The sequence below is a fragment of the Trinickia dinghuensis genome, assembly GCF_003367175.1.
Classification (GTDB): Bacteria; Pseudomonadota; Gammaproteobacteria; order Burkholderiales; family Burkholderiaceae; genus Trinickia; species Trinickia dinghuensis.
This window is the reverse complement of sequence record NZ_QRGA01000004.1, coordinates 101,036-117,467: the sequence shown is the minus strand read 5'-3', so window position 1 is coordinate 117,467 and position 16,432 is coordinate 101,036. Positions and strand designations below refer to the sequence as shown.

The 16,432-nt window shown below is 65.9% G+C and carries 7 protein-coding genes; 3 read left to right on the top strand and 4 right to left on the bottom strand.

Annotated elements, in window-relative coordinates:
• Positions 1-5: 5 nt before the first annotated feature.
• A complete protein-coding gene (locus DWV00_RS07575; protein ID WP_245964781.1) occupies positions 6-392 on the bottom strand; it encodes a winged helix-turn-helix domain-containing protein in 387 nt (128 codons plus the stop codon).
• Between the two features lie 146 nt (positions 393-538).
• Entirely contained in the window at positions 539-2,875 is a 2,337-nt protein-coding gene (locus tag DWV00_RS07570; protein ID WP_115532961.1) for an FdhF/YdeP family oxidoreductase, read from the bottom strand.
• Between the two features lie 160 nt (positions 2,876-3,035).
• On the opposite strand from DWV00_RS07570, the gene DWV00_RS07565 reads away from it, so the two are divergent.
• The gene (locus DWV00_RS07565) at positions 3,036-4,466 is read left to right on the top strand and encodes an aminotransferase-like domain-containing protein (RefSeq protein WP_115532960.1); all 1,431 of its coding nucleotides are present in this window, start codon (positions 3,036-3,038) and stop codon (positions 4,464-4,466) included.
• 98 nt (positions 4,467-4,564) lie between these two features.
• Here the strand turns inward: DWV00_RS07565 and DWV00_RS07560 are convergent, their stop codons facing one another.
• On the bottom strand, positions 4,565-5,551 hold the full coding sequence (locus DWV00_RS07560; RefSeq protein WP_115532959.1) for a threonine dehydratase: 987 nt from the start codon (positions 5,549-5,551) through the stop codon (positions 4,565-4,567).
• A gap of 70 nt (positions 5,552-5,621) precedes the next feature.
• Between DWV00_RS07560 and DWV00_RS07555 the strand changes: the two genes are divergently transcribed.
• Positions 5,622-6,413 (top strand): helix-turn-helix domain-containing protein, encoded by a 792-nt coding sequence (locus DWV00_RS07555; protein ID WP_181885386.1) that lies wholly within the window; start codon positions 5,622-5,624, stop codon positions 6,411-6,413.
• A 30-nt stretch (positions 6,414-6,443) separates the two neighbouring features.
• On the opposite strand, the gene DWV00_RS07550 is transcribed toward DWV00_RS07555, so the two are convergent.
• The gene (locus DWV00_RS07550; RefSeq protein ID WP_115532957.1) at positions 6,444-14,576 is read right to left on the bottom strand and encodes an AIDA repeat-containing protein; all 8,133 of its coding nucleotides are present in this window, start codon (positions 14,574-14,576) and stop codon (positions 6,444-6,446) included.
• A gap of 532 nt (positions 14,577-15,108) precedes the next feature.
• Between DWV00_RS07550 and DWV00_RS07545 the strand changes: the two genes are divergently transcribed.
• Positions 15,109-16,395, top strand: a complete 1,287-nt coding sequence (locus DWV00_RS07545; RefSeq protein ID WP_245964768.1) for an autotransporter strand-loop-strand O-heptosyltransferase — start codon at positions 15,109-15,111, stop codon at positions 16,393-16,395.
• Positions 16,396-16,432 lie beyond the last annotated feature (37 nt).

Here is a 16,432-nt window from a genome sequence, read left to right as displayed (position 1 = left end):
CCTCGTCACCGCAGCAAGAGTCCGCTTAGCTCAGCGATTTGCGTCGCGCAGCTTTGTTGCGCCTGCTGCTCGATGTTGCGATACAGGCGAACGACCTCTTCCCCCACCTCCGTGAGCGTACAGCCGCCGCCATTGGCCCCGCCCTGCTCGGACAGCGTAGCCGGCGAGCTTAACGATCGGTTGAGTTCGTCTAGCAACATCCAAGCGCGTCGATACGACATGCCAAGCCCGCGCGCCGCGCCGGAAATGGAGCCGTGCTCGCGGATCGCCTCGAGCAGAGATACCTTCCCTGGACCGATCGCAACCGTTTCACCCAAGCGGATGCGCATGCGGAAACTGGCCTTCGGCACTTTGGAAGCAGCCGGTTTTGAAGTCGTGCGGGAGGGTGTCATGCGCGAAGCATACACGACGGCATGCCTTGCCCGAAAACGGACCGCCGGCTAACGACGTCACGCCGCGACCGCTTCGGCCATCGCATCGCCGGAATCACACGGAGCATCCGTTCGAGCCAGATACCCCCTTCCCCCTCCTCGTGCAGTTAGCCGAGCGCGCTCTGCGCTGCCCGATGTATCAACACCGGCACGGACTTCGAGGTTGGCGTGTTGCACACGTCGCCAACGCTATCGAGCGGCACGAGCGGATTCGTCTCCGGGTAGTACGCTCCGATGCAGCCGCGCGGAATGTCGTATTCGACCAGCAAAAATCCATGCGCGCGGCGCTCCACGCCGTCGTCCCAAACCGTCTCGAGATCGACGCGCTGCCCGGCTTCGAAGCCGAGCATGCGGATATCGTCGGGGTGGATGAACAACACGCGGCGCTCGTTATAGACACCGCGATAGCGGTCGCTCAGCGCGTAGATCGTCGTGTTGTACTGATCGTGCGAGCGTGTCGTCATCAGCGTCATCAAGCGCCGGCCGTGCCGTGCGCGGGCACGCTGGATCGGCGTGTCGGACGGCAGCGCGTGCGCGATGAACGTCGCCTTCCCGGATGGCGTCAGCCACTCTCTCTCACGCGATGCGACACGCAAATGAAATCCGCGCGGATGCGCGACCCGTGCGTTGTAATCGTCGAAACCTGCGATGGATGCCTCGATCGCATCGCGAATGCGCGAATAGCCGGCGCCGTAACCGAGCCAGTCGACGCTATCGACGCCGTCTTCTCCATCGCTGAACAAGGCATGCCCCATGCGCGCGACGATCGCCGGCTCCGACAGCAGATTCGGGGAAGCAGGCTGATTCATCCCATACGACATGTGCACCATGCTCATCGAGTCCTCGACCGTCACGCCCTGAGAGACACCGTTCTGCAGATCGATTTCCGTGCGGCCGAGCGTCGGCAGGATCAATGCGTCCCGGCCATGGATCAGGTGGCTCCGATTCAGCTTCGTCGTGATATGAACGGTCAGCGCGCAGCGGCGCAGCCCCTCCCACGTACGCGGCGTATCGGGCGTTGCCATCGCGAAGTTGCCGCCTAGCCCGATGAACACCCTGATGTGGCCTTCGAGCATGGCTTCGATCGTCTCGACGACATCGTAGCCATGCCTGCGCGGCGGCTCGAAATCGAATGCGCGGCCAAGGCGGTCCAGAAACGCGGGCGTCGGTTTCTCTTCGATGCCGACCGTTCGATTGCCCTGCACGTTCGAGTGCCCCCGCACCGGACACAGCCCGGCGCCCTCTTTGCCGATATTGCCGCGCATCATCATCAGGTTCGACAACAACTGCACGGTCGCGACCGAATGCTTGTGCTGTGTGAGGCCCATTCCCCACGTGACGATCACGCGCTCGCTGCGGGCGTAAAGCCCCGCGAGATCGTCGATCTGCTCGTACGGCACCCCGCTTTCCGCAACGAGCGCGGCCCAGCTTTCCGCGCGCAGATCGGCCGCGAAGGTGTCGAAGCCGCTCGTGTGCGCGTCGATGAACGCGACGTCGAGCACACGCGCCGAGCCGATTGCGCGCGCATCGTCGTCGAGTTCGAGCACGCGCTTCGCGATCCCCTTGATCAGCGCGAAATCGCCGCCCACCGTCGGCTGCACGAAGCGCCCCGCGATACGCGTGCTCGACATCGTCAGCATCTCCAGCGGGCTTTGCGGATCGGCGAAGCGCTCCATTCCGCGCTCCTTGAGCGGGTTGATCGAGACGATCGCGGCACCGCGCTTCGCGCACTCGCGAAGCTCGCTCAACATGCGCGGATGGTTCGTCGCCGGATTCTGGCCGAACACGAAGATCGCATCGGCGGTCTCGAAGTCCTCGAGCGTGACCGTGCCCTTGCCGACACCGACCGTTGCCGGCAATCCGCGGCTCGTCGCCTCGTGGCACATGTTCGAGCAATCGGGGAAATTGTTCGTGCCGTATCGCCGCACCAGCAACTGATACAGGAACGCGGCCTCGTTGCTGGCGCGGCCCGAGGTATAGAACGCCGCCTGGTTCGGATCGGGCAACGCCCGCAAATGACGCGCGATCAGCTTGAAGGCATCGTCCCAGTCGATCGGGCGGTAGCGATCGGTCTCGGCGTCGTAGATCATCGGATCGGTCAGGCGGCCGTGCTGCTCGAGTTCGTAGTCCGATTGCTCGAGCAGCGCCGTAACCGAATGTGCTTCGAAGAACGCAGGCGTCGCTCGCTTGCCCGTGGCTTCGGCGGCGACCGCCTTCACGCCGTTCTCGCAGAACTCGAACGTGGACGCATGCTTGCGGTCCGGCCACGCGCAGCCGGGACAATCGAAGCCGTTCGGCTGGTTCTGGCGCAGTAGCGCCCTGTAATGCGCGCCCGGTACCCTCTCCTTGATCAGATTGACCGTGACGGACTTCAACGCGCCCCAACCCGCGGCCGGATGGGTGTAGGGCTCGATTTTGGCGACAGGCGATGCTTTCTTCGACACGGCGGGAAATCCTCTTCTCGTCGATCAGGTGTTTATCGGGAATGCCCGCAGCGTACGACCGCCGCCGCAGCCCGTGTACGTACACCTGCCCGTCGAAAAAAAGAGTACAGTTTCGCCGAATGCTGCAACGCATCGAAAAGCTGTACTTTTAAGGCACAAAATGAAGCGCTACGAAATACTGGCCGAAGATCTCGCGATGCAGATCGAACGCGGCGTGTATCGGCCCGGCGAGCGGATACCGTCGGTGCGGCAGGCCAGCCTTCAGCAGCGGCTCAGCATCACGACCGTGCTTCGGGCCTATGTGATTCTCGAGAGCCGCGGCCTGATCGAGAGCCGGCCGCAATCGGGCTATTTCGTGAAGGGGCGCGCGCAGCCCTCGCCGGCGGCCGAGCTGCACGTTTCCGCGCCGCTCGGGACATCGGCGGCGGTCGACGTCAGCGAACTCGTGCTGTCGACGCTGCGCTCCATCGCGCGCGACGATACGATGCCGCTCGGCTCGCCGTATCCGGACGCCGCGCAGTTTCCGGTGCAGCGCCTGGCTCGGCACGCACAGTCGATCTCGCGCAGACGCACGCGCTGGGGCGTGATCGACGACCTGCCGCCGGGCAATCCCGAGTTGATGCGGCAAATCGCACGGCGGTATGTCGAGCGCGGGATCGCGGTCGAGCCGGACGAAATCGTCGTGACGATCGGCGCGACCGAGGCGATCAATCTCTGCCTGCAGGCGGTCGCGCGGCCGGGCGACACGATCGCCGTCGAATCGCCGACCTTCTACGCGATGCTGCACGCGATCGAACGGATGGGGATGCGGGCCATCGAAGTCGCGACGCATCCCCATCTCGGCATCGATCTCGATGCGCTCGCCGGCGTGCTGGAGCGCGAGCGCATCGCGGCCTGCATGGTCATGCCGAACTTCCAGAACCCGCTCGGCTTTCAGATGCCGGACGCACGCAAGGCGGCGCTCGTCGATTTGCTCGCGCGCCATGAGGTGCCGGTGATCGAGAACGACGTCTATCACGAACTCTATTACGGCGACGCTCGGCCGAGCGCACTGAAATCGTTCGACCGCCAAGGGCTGGTGCTGCACTGCGCGTCGTTTTCGAAGAGCTTGTCGCCTGGCTATCGGATCGGCTGGGCGATGCCGGGGCGGTTTCGCGATCGCGTCGAAAAGCTCAAATTCCTCAATACGCTCGCGACGCCGGCAATCGAGCAGCTTGCGATCGCCGAATACCTCAAGCACGACGGATACGACCATCATCTGCGGCGCATCCGCAGGCAATATACCCAGCAGTCGAATTTGACGAGCGCGATGGTCAGGCGGTTCTTTCCCGAGGGCACGCGGCTATCGCAGCCCCAGGGAGGGTATGTGCTGTGGGTCGAGCTTCCCGGCGGCATCGACGCGATGCGGCTCTATCAAGCGGCACTCGCCGAGCACATCACGATCGGGCCGGGACATATGTTTTCCGCCACGGGGGATTACCGGCATTTCATTCGGCTCAATTACAGCTATCCGTGGTCGGAAGCCATCGAGTCGGCATTGCGGACGCTCGGGCGGCTGGTTCACGAGATGCAGCCGAGTGGGCGATCGTGATCGTGATCGTGATCGACTAGACGTGACCGATCCGTAACGTGTCGACCTAGTTCATTCATCGCGTGCGTACTTGGCATTTCGTACCGGGCACACCGAATCTAAAGCGCAGGGGTGCCACCCGCGAGAATCATGCTCGCCCATTCAGCATCGATGTTCGCGCCCGACAGAACGATTCCCACATCGCGGCCGGCAATCCGATCCTTGTCTTTGAGCGCAGCGGCCAGCGCCGCGGCACCCGCTCCTTCGGCAAGATTATGCGTGGCCCGGTGAAGCAGCCGCATCGCATCCGCGATCTCGTGGTCCGATACGGCGATGAAGTCGTCGGCTCCCCTCGAGTAAATCTCGTAAGCCTCGGGAACGGGTATCCGTACAGCCAAGCCGTCGGCGAACGTTTTTGCGCTGGGCGTCTCGACCACGCGCCCCGCTTTGACTGATAAAAGCGCCCCTTGCGCTTCCGTGGAGACTACGCCCACGATGCGCGTGCGCACGCCCAACGCGTCGCGTGCGGCAATCACACCGCAGATGCCCGAGCCGCAACCGATCGGCACATACACCGTATGGAGGTCGGGTTTCGCCTGGAACATTTCGACCGCATAGGTCGCGACACCTCGCACGATTGCTCGATGAAACGGCGGGACGAGAAAGAGTCCTTCTTCATCGGCAACGCGCATCGCTGCCTGCCGCGCTTCGTCGAAATCCTGTCCGGCTTCGCGAAGATCGGCGCCATAGGCGCGCATCGCTGCGTTCTTCTCGATCGAATTGCCGTGGGGCACGAAGATCACGGCGCGCATGCCCGCCGCCGTCGCAGCACGGGCCTGGCTCTGGCCGTGATTGCCGCGGGTTGCGGTCACGATTCCAGGGCAGTCGGGATGGCTTCGCCTAAGCCAGCCGATAAACGTCATACCGCCACGCACCTTAAAGGCTCCGGTGGGAGCATGGTTCTCGTGCTTGATCCAAACTCGGGCGCCGGTTGCCGTCGACAGTTGCGGCCAAAAATGCAGGGGCGTGGCTGGCATTTGGGCGTGCACCCACTCGCATGCGTCGAACAATTCCGCCTTTGAAAAACCACTCGCGCTATCGCTCATCGTCGCTTCTCCTTCAATCGATGGCGAATGGTACGATGGGCCTCGAGTTCATTTCTTGAACGAAATGCATATGAGCGAGCCGATAGCCCAAAGCGAAACAGGCGGAATCGTGGCGGAACTGTGGCCCGCTCAAGCCTACGAAGTCGATGACACGCGAGCGCTCGGCATCGCGGGATTCGCGTTCGCAACCCAGGCAGGAATCGATGCGATCGATACCGGCAGGCGGCGCCCATTCCATCGGCGCGTCAATAGCCTGTCATGGGTTCCGCCGGGTTGTCCGGTCTATTCCAGTTCGTCGGCAGGCGGCGAATATCTCGTCATTCAGAATGTGAGGGCCGATACGATCGGCCATGCCGACGCGACGCAGCGGTCGATTACCAACCTAGTAGATGAGGAAGCGATCGCAACCGCTCATGGCCTGCGGCGCGCACTCATGTCCGGGCGCGATGTCGACCTGCGCGCCATACTCGACAACCTGAGCGCACTGCTCCTGGCACACTTTGCTCCCGGCGCGACGGCGCCCACCGAGTGGCTGACGAACAGTAGGCTGACTGCCATCGACCGGTTCATCGACGCCCACCTGCACGAGCGGATCGAGGTTGCACAGCTTGCCGCGGAACTCGAGCTATCGGTGGGTTTTCTCGTATGTGCGTTCAAACGGGGAGCCGGCACGACACCCCATCGCTATCTCATGGAAAGGCGGCTTGCTCACGCGCGCGCATTGCTCGAATCGGGGTTGCCGATTGCCGACACTGCCTTCGAATGCGGCTTCGCGGATCAAGCGCATCTGACGCGCCATATGCGGTCAGTGCTGGGCATCACGCCACGGCACTACCGCCTATCCGAACACACCCGAATGTGAAGCACGCGGCCGGCGTGCTCAAGCGGCAAATCAATAGCTGTAGCGCACTCGCAGCGAAACCTGCGAACCCGCGCTGAACTGCGTCGACGCATCGGCCGAGACCGACAGCGATTTGCTCAGTTGCGCATCGACGCCCGCACCGACGTCTACTAGGTTGTGCGGCATCCCGGCGCCGAGCACCCGAAATACCGTGCCGTCTTGCGCAACGACGGTGTCCGTGCGGTTCACGTTGGCCAACTCGTGTGAGTAGTCGAGATCCAGATGCACGGAGGACGGATGCGCGTCCGTCCCGAACGCATGCGAAAGCGACACGCCGACGAACGGCTGCACGCTGTGCGCATTGTCGGCGCCGACCGTCAAATCCTGGCCGCCGGCACCCGTTTCGGCGAACGCCTGGCCGTGCACGTACGCGTAACGCAGCCCGGCGCGCGGGGTCAGCGTGACGCTGCCGGGCAACAGCATCGGCAAACTAGCCTGCAATGCGCCGGTGATTTCCTGCAAATCGGGGTTGCCCTGCGCGGTATTGGTGGAACCGGCGCCGAACGGCCGCTTGATGGCGCCGAAGTCGAAACCGTAGCCGAGCAGCGCGACCAGATTCACCGGACCGACCCAGCGGCCGCCGTAGACCGACCCATGCAGCGCGTCGAGCGTCGCCGAATCGGGCGTTCCGCTTTCACCGACGTCGGCGTGCGTATAGCTGACTGCCGTGCCGACCAGGTAGTCGCCGTAGTGACGGTCGAGGCCCGCGGTGAAGCCGTATTCGTGCGCGCCGTAGCCGGACGCGGCGGCGTTGCCGCCAGCCTTCGCATAGCCGCCGGTGGCGGTGACCCAGCCGGCGTCGCGCGCGGCGGCATAGCTGCGCGGCCCCGCGGCGGCGGCCGACGGCGGTGCCGCCAGCCGTTCGAGCAGCGCCGCGTTGCCGCTCTGCGCGTTCTGCACGGCCACCGAGCCCAGCGCCGGGAAAATGCTCACGTCGACCGGCGCGATCGTCGTGGAGAGCAGCAGGTCGACCGCGTCGGACTGGTATTCGACCGTCGGCGTAGCGCCGTTCAGATTTGCCCCCGGCTGCACTTGCGACGAAATCTGACTGAAGCGACCGCTGACCGAAGAAGCGGTAAGGATCGTATAGCTACGCGCGGCATAGGTGCCCGGATCGTAGAGCAGCGCGAGCGCGCCGTTCAGCGTCGCACTCCCGTTCACTTTCAGTTGCGATCCGGAAGTCGGACTGACTTCGATCGTCAATGTGCCGTTCGACGCCTGCGTGTAATTGCCGTTGACCGTCAGCGTGCCGATCGTGCCGCCGGGCATGACGTTGCCGCTGTTCGCGACCGCGCCGTCGATCGAGCCGTGCCCGCGCAGCAGGCCGGCCGACACGACGGTCACGTCGCCGCCGAGCGACGCGCTGTCGTCGCCGAGTTCGCCGACGATCAGGCTGCCGGACGACACCACCGTATGCCCGGAGAACCCGCTGTTCGCGCCGGCGATCACCGTGGTGCCGCCGCCTTGCTGGACCAGCGTACCGCTGCCCGACAGCGTACCGCTGTAGGTCGTCGCGCTGCCGTTGTTCAGCAACAGCGTGCCGTTGTCGATCACGCCGCCGGCTAGCGTGGCGGTCGCGCCGCCGCTGCCGAGCAAAGCCTGCCCGCCGGACTGCACGGTCAACCCCGATACCGCGCCGAATACCTGCGCGCTGCCGCCGTTCCCAACCGTGACGCCGGCCGCGGCACCGCCGCCGGAGATAGTCTGCAAGCCGCCGCCGTTGACCACCGTACCCGACGCGACGCCGCCCGAAGCGACGATCTGGGTAGCGCCGCTGTTCAACTGCGTGCCTGAGGCGAAGCCGCTGCCGGAGATGGTTTGCGTGCCGCCCGCAAAGACCGCCGCGGCGATCGCCGAACCGCCCGCGTAGATCGTCTGCGTGCCGCCCGATGCAATCGTCGTGTTGCTCGCGGAACCACCCGAAGAAACATTCTGCGTGCCGGAAACGAGCGCACCGGCGTCGCTGCCGCCGACGATCGTCTGCACGCCGCCCGCCGCGACCGTCGCACCGCGCGCGTTGCCGCCGGACGACACATTTTGTGTCCCGCCGCTACTGACGATCGTATCGATTGCGAGGCCGCCGGACAGCACGTTCTGCACGCCGCTGGAAGCGATCGACGCGCTGGTTGCGGAACCGCCCGACAGATTCTGCATGCCCCCGGAGGCGATCGTCGCCGAACTCGCCGAACCGCTCGCATAGACGTTCTGCATGCCGCCCGACGAAACGGTATCGCCGATCGCGGTACCGCCCGACGACACCGCCTGCACGCCGACGATCTGCGCTCCGCTGTCGACGCCGCCCGACGCGACGATCTGCGTGCCCGACACCATCGCATTGACCGCCGAGCCGCCGGCGTAGATCGTCTGCGTGCCGCCAGCGGCGATCGTGGTGCTGCTCCCGGTGCCGCCGGACAAGTTCTGCGCGCCGCCGGATCCGATCGTCGTGTTCGAGGCACTGCCCTGGGCCGATACGTTCTGCGTACCGCCGGACGCGATCGTCGAGCCCAAGGCGACGCCGCCGGACGAGACGTCCTGTGTCCCGGACACCTGCGCCGTCACCGCCGAACCGCCGGCGGAAACGGTTTGCGTACCACCGGCAGCGACGGTGCCGCTGCTGACGGTCGCGCCGGACGACACGTTCTGCGTGCTGCCGCTACTGACCGTGACACCCTCGGCAACGCTGCCGCTGAACAGATTCTGGATACTGCCCGCCATCAAATCGGTCGCGCTGATCGTGCCGCCCGACGATACGTTCTGCGTCCCGCCGCTACTGACGATCGTATCGATCGCGAGGCCGCCGGACAGCACGTTCTGCACGCCGCCGGAGGCGATCGACGCACTGGTCGCGGAACCGCCCGACAGGTTCTGCGTGCCACCGGAGGCGATCGTCGCCGAACTCGCCGAACCGCTCGCATACACGTTCTGCACACCGCCCGAGGCAACCGTCGTACCGCCAGCGACGCCGCCGTCGGAGATATTTTGCGTACCGCCCGAAGAGACCGTCGCAGCGATCGCCGAACCGCCCGCGTAGATCGTCTGCACACCGCCCGATGCAATCGTCGCGTTGCTCGCGGAACCGCCCGACGAAACATTCTGCGTGCCGGAAACGAGGGCGCCTGCATCGCTGCCGCCAACGATCGTCTGCACGCCGCCCGCCGCAATCGTCGTACCGCTCGCGCTACCGCCGGATGAGACGAGCAGCGCCGCCCCGGAGCCGACGCCGGTCGCGGTCGCAGTACCGCCGCTCGACAGAATTTGCGTCGCTCCGGCAGTCAGCGTGGTAGCCGAAGCACTGCCGAACACCGCCTGCGTGCCCCCACTGCCGATCGACATGCCGCTGACGACCGCGCCCGACAACACGTTTTGTAAGCCGCCGGACGCGATCGACACGTTCGACAGCAGCGCGCCGGACGAGACGTTCTGCGTGCCGCCGAACAGATTCACGCCGAATGCGCTGCCGCCGGCCGAGACGTTCTGCACGCCACCGCCGCCGATCGTCGCGGCCGATGCCACTGCACCTGAATCGACGTTTTGCACACCGCCCGAGGACACCGCTGTTCCGGAAGCGATGCCGCCGCCCATCAGGTTCTGCGTGCCGCCCGAGATCACCCCGTTGATGTCGTCACCGCCCGACGAAACGTTCTGGACGCCGCCGGATCCGACGGTCGTATTCGAGGCACTGCCCTGCGCCGATACATTCTGCGTACCGCCGGACGCGATCGTCGCGCCCGACACACTGCCGCCGGACGACACGGCTTGCATGCCCCCGGCAAGCACCATCGCGCCGCTCGCCACGCCACCAGCCGAGATGGTCTGCGTGCCGCCGGACACGTTCGTGCCGATGTCGGTGCCGCCCGACGAGATGTTCTCGACGCCGCCCGCTGCGATCGTCGAACCCGAAGCGACGCCGCCGGACAATACGTTCTGCGTACCGAACACTTGCACCGTCACCGCCGAACCGCCGGCGGACACGGTTTGCGTGCCGCCGGCAGCGACAGTGCCGCTGCTGACGGTCGCGCCGGCCGACACGTTCTGCGTGCTGCCGCTACCGACCGCGACACCCTCGGCAACGCTGCCGCTGAACAGATTCTGGATACCGCCCGACATCAAGTCGGTCGCGCTAACTGTGCCGCCCGACGACACGTTCTGCGTCCCGCCGCTACTGACGATCGTATCGATCGCGAGGCCGCCGGACAGCACGTTCTGCACACCGCCGGAGGCAATCGATGCACTGGTCGCGGAACCGCCCGACAGGTTCTGCGTCCCCCCGGAAGCAATCGTCGCCGAACTCGCCGAACCGCTCAAATAGACGTTCTGTACGCCACCCGCGGCGACTGTCGCGCCCGAAGCAGCGCCGCCGGACGAGACGTTTTGTACCCCGGAAACCACCGTCCCGCCGGCCAAACCGCCGGCCAGCACAGCTTGCGTACCGCCTGCGGCGATCGTCGCGCTGGAATCGACGCCGCCCGACAGGTTCTGCGTCCCGCCCGAAGCAATCGTCGTCGCACTCGCCGAGCCGCTCGCATAGACGTTCTGCAGGCCGCCTGCGGCAACCGTCGCACTGGCGGCGACGCCGCCGGACGAAACGTTTTGTACGCCGGAAACCGCAGCCCCGCCGGCCGAACCGCCGGCCAGCACGGTTTGCGTCCCGCCCGCGGCGATCGTCGCGCCGGCATCGACGCCGCCCGACAGGTTCTGCGCCCCGCCGCTGTTGACCACGGTGCCCGACGCGGCGCCCCCGCCGAACAGCGTTTGCACGCCGCCGGAACCGATCGTCGCGCCGCTCGCCGCGCCGCCGGATGAAACGTTCTGCACACCGCCCGCCGAAACGACGTCGCCGGTCGCCGTGCCGCCCGACGATACCGTTTGCACGCCGACGATCTGCGCGCCGCTGTCGACGCCGCCCGATGCGATGATCTGCAAGCCCGACACCATTGCATTGGCCGCCGAGCCGCCCGCATAGATCGTCTGCGTTCCGCCGGCGGCGATCGTGGTGCTGCTCGCGGTGCCGCCGGATAGGTTCTGCGCGCCGCCGGACGCCACCGTGGCACCACTTGCCGTGCCGCCGGCGAATACGACTTGCGCACCGCCTGACGCCACCACCGCGCCGCTGTCCGCGGCGCCAGAGAAAATGTTCTGCGTGCCCTCGATCTGAGTACCGGTCTCAGAGCCGCCCGCGGAAATGTTCTGCACGGCGCCGGTGCCGATCGTCGTGTTCGACGCAACACCGCCCGACGACACGTTCTGCGTGCCCGACACCAGGACGTTTACTGCCGCGCCGCCGCCGTAGATATTCTGCGTGCCGCCGACGAATATCAGCGTGCCGCTAGCGACGCCGCCCGACGAAATGTTCTGGATGCCGGCGATGCCGCCGCTGGTATCGACGCCACCGCTGCCGATGCTCTGCGTGGCGCCCGCGGCGATCGACGCATACGAATCGGCCCCTTCTAGCGTTTGTGTCCCGCCCGACAGCACCGTTGCACTCGATGCGGAGCCGCCGGCGAGCACGGTCTGCACGCCGCCGGAGCTGACCGTCGCCGAAGTATCCGAACCGCCGGACGAAATCGTCTGCGCGCCGGCGATGATGCTGCCGGTGGTCGCGCCGCCGGACATGACTGTCTGCGCCCCGCCGGTGAGGATCGCGGCGCCAGTGGCTATACCGCCGCTGCTGACGGTCAGCATGCCGTTGCCGTCGATCGTCGCGCTCGTGTCGACGCCGCCGCTCATCACAGCTTCGTTAGCGTCGCTGCCGACCGTGGTATTGCTGGCGGTGCCACCGGCATCGACCTCCAGATAGCCACCGCTGTTGATGGCCGTGCTGTTCGCCGCGCCGCCCGACAGATAGGCCGAACCACCACCACTGATGGCGGTATTTGATGCGGCAGCGCCCGCATAGACGGTCAGCGTGCCGCTGACCAACGCCGTACCGCTCGCCACCCCGCCCGAGCTGACGATCATCCCGCCGCCGCTGCTCACTGTGGCCGACACGGCCGACCCGCCCGAGCTGATCGTCTGCACCCCGCCCAGATTCAGCGTGCCCGACGCGATCCCGCCGGAGTAGACGTTTTGGTCGCCCAGACTGCGCACGGTCGTGGAAGTCGCGATGCCGCCGGCGAACACGCTTTGCGTGCCGAACGCCGAAAGCTTCGAGTCAAGCGAACTGCCGCCCGACGAAACGTTCTGCTGACCGCCGCTGCTGACGACCGAACTCGTCGCGATACCGCCGTTCAGCACGGTCTGCGTACCGCCGCTGCTGACCAGGCCGCTCGAGGCGATGCCACCGGAACTGACGAACTGCTGGCCGCCGGTCCGAATCGTCGTCGCGGTCGCCTTGCCGCCCGACATCACCGTTTGCACGCCGCCGCTGCTGATCGTCGCGCTGAAATCGCCGCCGCTGAACAGCACGTTTTCGTTGCCGCCAAGGCGCACGGTCGTGGCGCTCGCGGTGCCGCCCGACGACACCGTCAGCACGCCGCCGTTCTCCAGCAGCACGCCCGACGCGAGTTTGCCGGAAATCCTGAACGAGCCGATCGCGTTGGTGCCGCTGACCTGGAACGCGTTGGTGTCGGCGATCAGCGCGCCGCCGCTCGACTGGAACGTCGCGCTCGCAGCGCCGCCGGCGCTGACGGTCAGACTGCCGCCGCTGAGCAGCGTCGTGCTTATCATGAACCCGGTGTTCGAAACGACCACCGCGCCGCCGCCCGAAATCGTCGTTTTGCTGCCGACGCCGTCGGCTGCGATGATCTGCTCGCCGCCGCTGCTGACCACCGCGGCCACCGCCGAACCGTTCGAGTTGACGATCTGCGTGCCGCCGCTGCTGATCGTCGCGCTGGACGCGATGCCGCCTTTCGATACGACTTGGCTGCCGCCGACGTAAACCGTCGTCGTGCTCGCCACGCCGCCAGTCATGACTAACTGCTGGCCGCCGCTCAATTTCGTGCCGACCGCCGAACCGCCCGAACTCATTCTTTGCTCGCCGCCGCTAAAGACAGTCGTACTGAACGCGAGGCCGTTGCTGGCGAGGAACTGGGCTCCGCCGCTGCTCACGATGGCAGCCGAAGCCCGGCCGCCAGAGAACACGGTCTGCGTCGCGCCCGGGCCGATGAGGGTGCTGAACGCCGTAGCCGAAGCCGAAATATTCTGCTGGCCGCCGAAGAGTGTCGTGCCGCTATCTGTGCCGCCGCTCCGCACGGTCTCGATGCCGCCGCTGCTGACCACGGTTGCCGATGCGGTGCCGCCGCTCGACACGATCTGCTGGCCGGACGACCCGACCGTCGTCGCGCTCGCGGTCCCGCCCGACGACACCGTCAGCAGGCCGCCGTCTTCCAGCAGCAGCCCCGACGCGATGCCGCCCGATATGCTGAACGCGCCGAGCGCATTCGTGCCGCTGATCAGCGCCGCCGTCGTGTCGGTAATCAGTGCGCCGCCGGAGGATTGCGCGATGCCCGTCGCCGAGCCGCCCGAACTGACGGTCAGCAGGCCGCCGGACAGCAGCGTCGTCGCACTTGCCGTCCCTCCCGAGCTGACCAGCTGCCCGCCGCCGCTACCGACGGTTGCGCTGACGGCCAGGCCGCCTGAGTAGACGGTTTGCGAACCCGCAATCTGCGCGGCGGAATCGACACCGCCACTGCTGACGTTTTGCGTGCCGCCGGCGGAGATCGTTGCGCCGGTTTCGCTGCCGCCGCTCATCAGGGTTTCGACGCCGCCGCTGTTGATGACGGTACCGCTTCCGGTGCCGCCGCCATCGACCTCCTGATAGCCGCCGCTGCTGACCTGCGTGCCGACCGTCGCGCCGCCCGAGAGGAATACCTGGCCGCCGGTGCTGATCACGGTGGTGCTGGCGACGCCGCCCGACGAAACGACCTGCGTCCCGCCGCTGCTGACGGTAGTGCTGGTGGTTGCGCCTCCCGCATTGATGATTTGCGAGAAGTTGGCGGAGACCGTGTAGTCGGCGACGTTACTGCCGGAGGAGACGTAGACGTCGGTTTGCGCCCGGGCGGGCCGGGCCGTCCAAGCGGCGACCGTCAGTGCCGTGAGCAGCGACAGCAGCAGGCCCGGGAGGCGTGCGCGGCGTTGGCCGAAGCGGTGTATGCCGTACTTGCGGCGAAAAGTGATCGGCTTCATCCGAGCGCGGCGCGGCCCGAACAGGCAGCAAGGTCATCCCGACCGACGACGCACGCGGCGTCAGACACCACCGAAATCGGCAGGCATGCTGCGCGCAGGTCAGACAGCACGGATCGCGGCATGGAGGATGCGGGTCAAGTCAAGGGCTCAGAGCATCAAAACGAGTCGGTCTTGCGGACTCGTGGCGTTTTTTTCCGTTGTTCGGCCGGCGACAGCGCGGGGACACGTTAGCTTCTAATCGGCATATCTTATGAAATCTGAAGGGGTTTGCGAAAAATTTTTAAGAATCGCCCCAGCGATCGGCGGACATCTCCGAGGCCGATCGACATAAACTTTTCCGCTGCTCGGTCCGTTAAGATGCATGCGCCCCGTCGTTTTCCGCGGACGAAACCCCGTGTGCGGCGTGTGCCTAGCCATCGATAACCGCTGCGAGCCGCGGGCTCGCCGCCCACCCGAGTACATGAATATGGCCGATTCGTCCGTTCCGGCAACTTCCGTCACCGACTTGCCCGCAGCATCAGCGGCTTCGGAAATGTCCGCATCGGCCGCCGAGCCGTCAGTCACCGCGGAGCCCGCGTCGGGACACCCCGGCGATCCGACCATCAAGCCGGCATTTCCCGCGCCGGCCCAGGTTCCAACGCAGACGGGCCCACGAGGCATCCGCTTCGACTTCAACGACGGCTGCCGCGTGGCCCTGCCCGAAGGCGACTGGCGCGTGTGCCTGCGCGACGTCGAGACCGGCAACATCCTCTTTCAGACCGAGCTCGCGGCCGGATTCGTCGCCAGCAGCAAAAAGTACTACGTGCGCTTTTCGATCGAAGTCTGGAATCGCAGCGCGCCCGCCGATTCCGAGCCGCTGCTCAAACATGTGTACGACGCGGCCGATCGCCCCGTGCTGATTCAATTCCCCGTGGGCACGCTCGGCGATCTCGTCGGCTGGTTTCCCTACGCGGTCAAATTTCAGCGCAAGCACGGTTGCACCCTCACCTGTGCGATGTCCGACAAGCTCATCCCGCTGTTCGCGGGCGCCTATCCGGAGATCGAGTTCGTGACGCACGAGCAGGTGCGGCCCGAGCGCTATTACGCGACCTACAACATCGGACTGTTCTTCGACGACCACGATCACATCTGGCAGCCATGCGATTTCCGGCATGTCGGCCTGCACCGCACCGCGGGCTACATTCTCGGCGTCGATCCGACCGAGGAGCCGCCGCTGCTTTCGCTCGAAGACGATAGCCGGCCCATGGAAGAGCCCTATGCCGTGATCGCCGTGCAAAGCTCGACGCAATGCAAATACTGGAACCACCCTACTGGCTGGCGCGAGATCGTCGCCTTTCTGAAGCAGCAGGGATATCGTGTGGTTTGCATCGACCAGAAGCCGACGCATGGGTTCGGGCTCGTCTGGAACCACATTCCGCACGGCGCCGAGGACGAGACCGGCGATCGACCTATCCAGGAGCGCGCTCGCTGGCTCAAGCACGCCAGCCTCTTCGTCGGGCTATCGAGCGGGCTCGCCTGGCTCGCTTGGGCCGCGCGCACGCCGGTGGTGATGATTAGCGGCTTCACGCACGAAACCAACGAGTTCGCTACGCCGTTTCGCGTCATCAACTATCACACGTGCAATAGCTGCTGGAACGATGTGCGGCACCGTTTCGATCATCAGGATTTCTTCTGGTGTCCGCGCCATAAAGATACGCCGCGCCAGTTCGAATGTACGCGGCTCATTACGCCCGAGCAGGTCAAGGCGACGTTGATGCGGATCCCCGGCTTCGCCGAACCGGTCAAGGCGCGAACGGCACGCTCGCGGCGGCAGCGGTAGCGGTAGCTGAAGCGAAGCCGTCACCCACGAGCGCGAC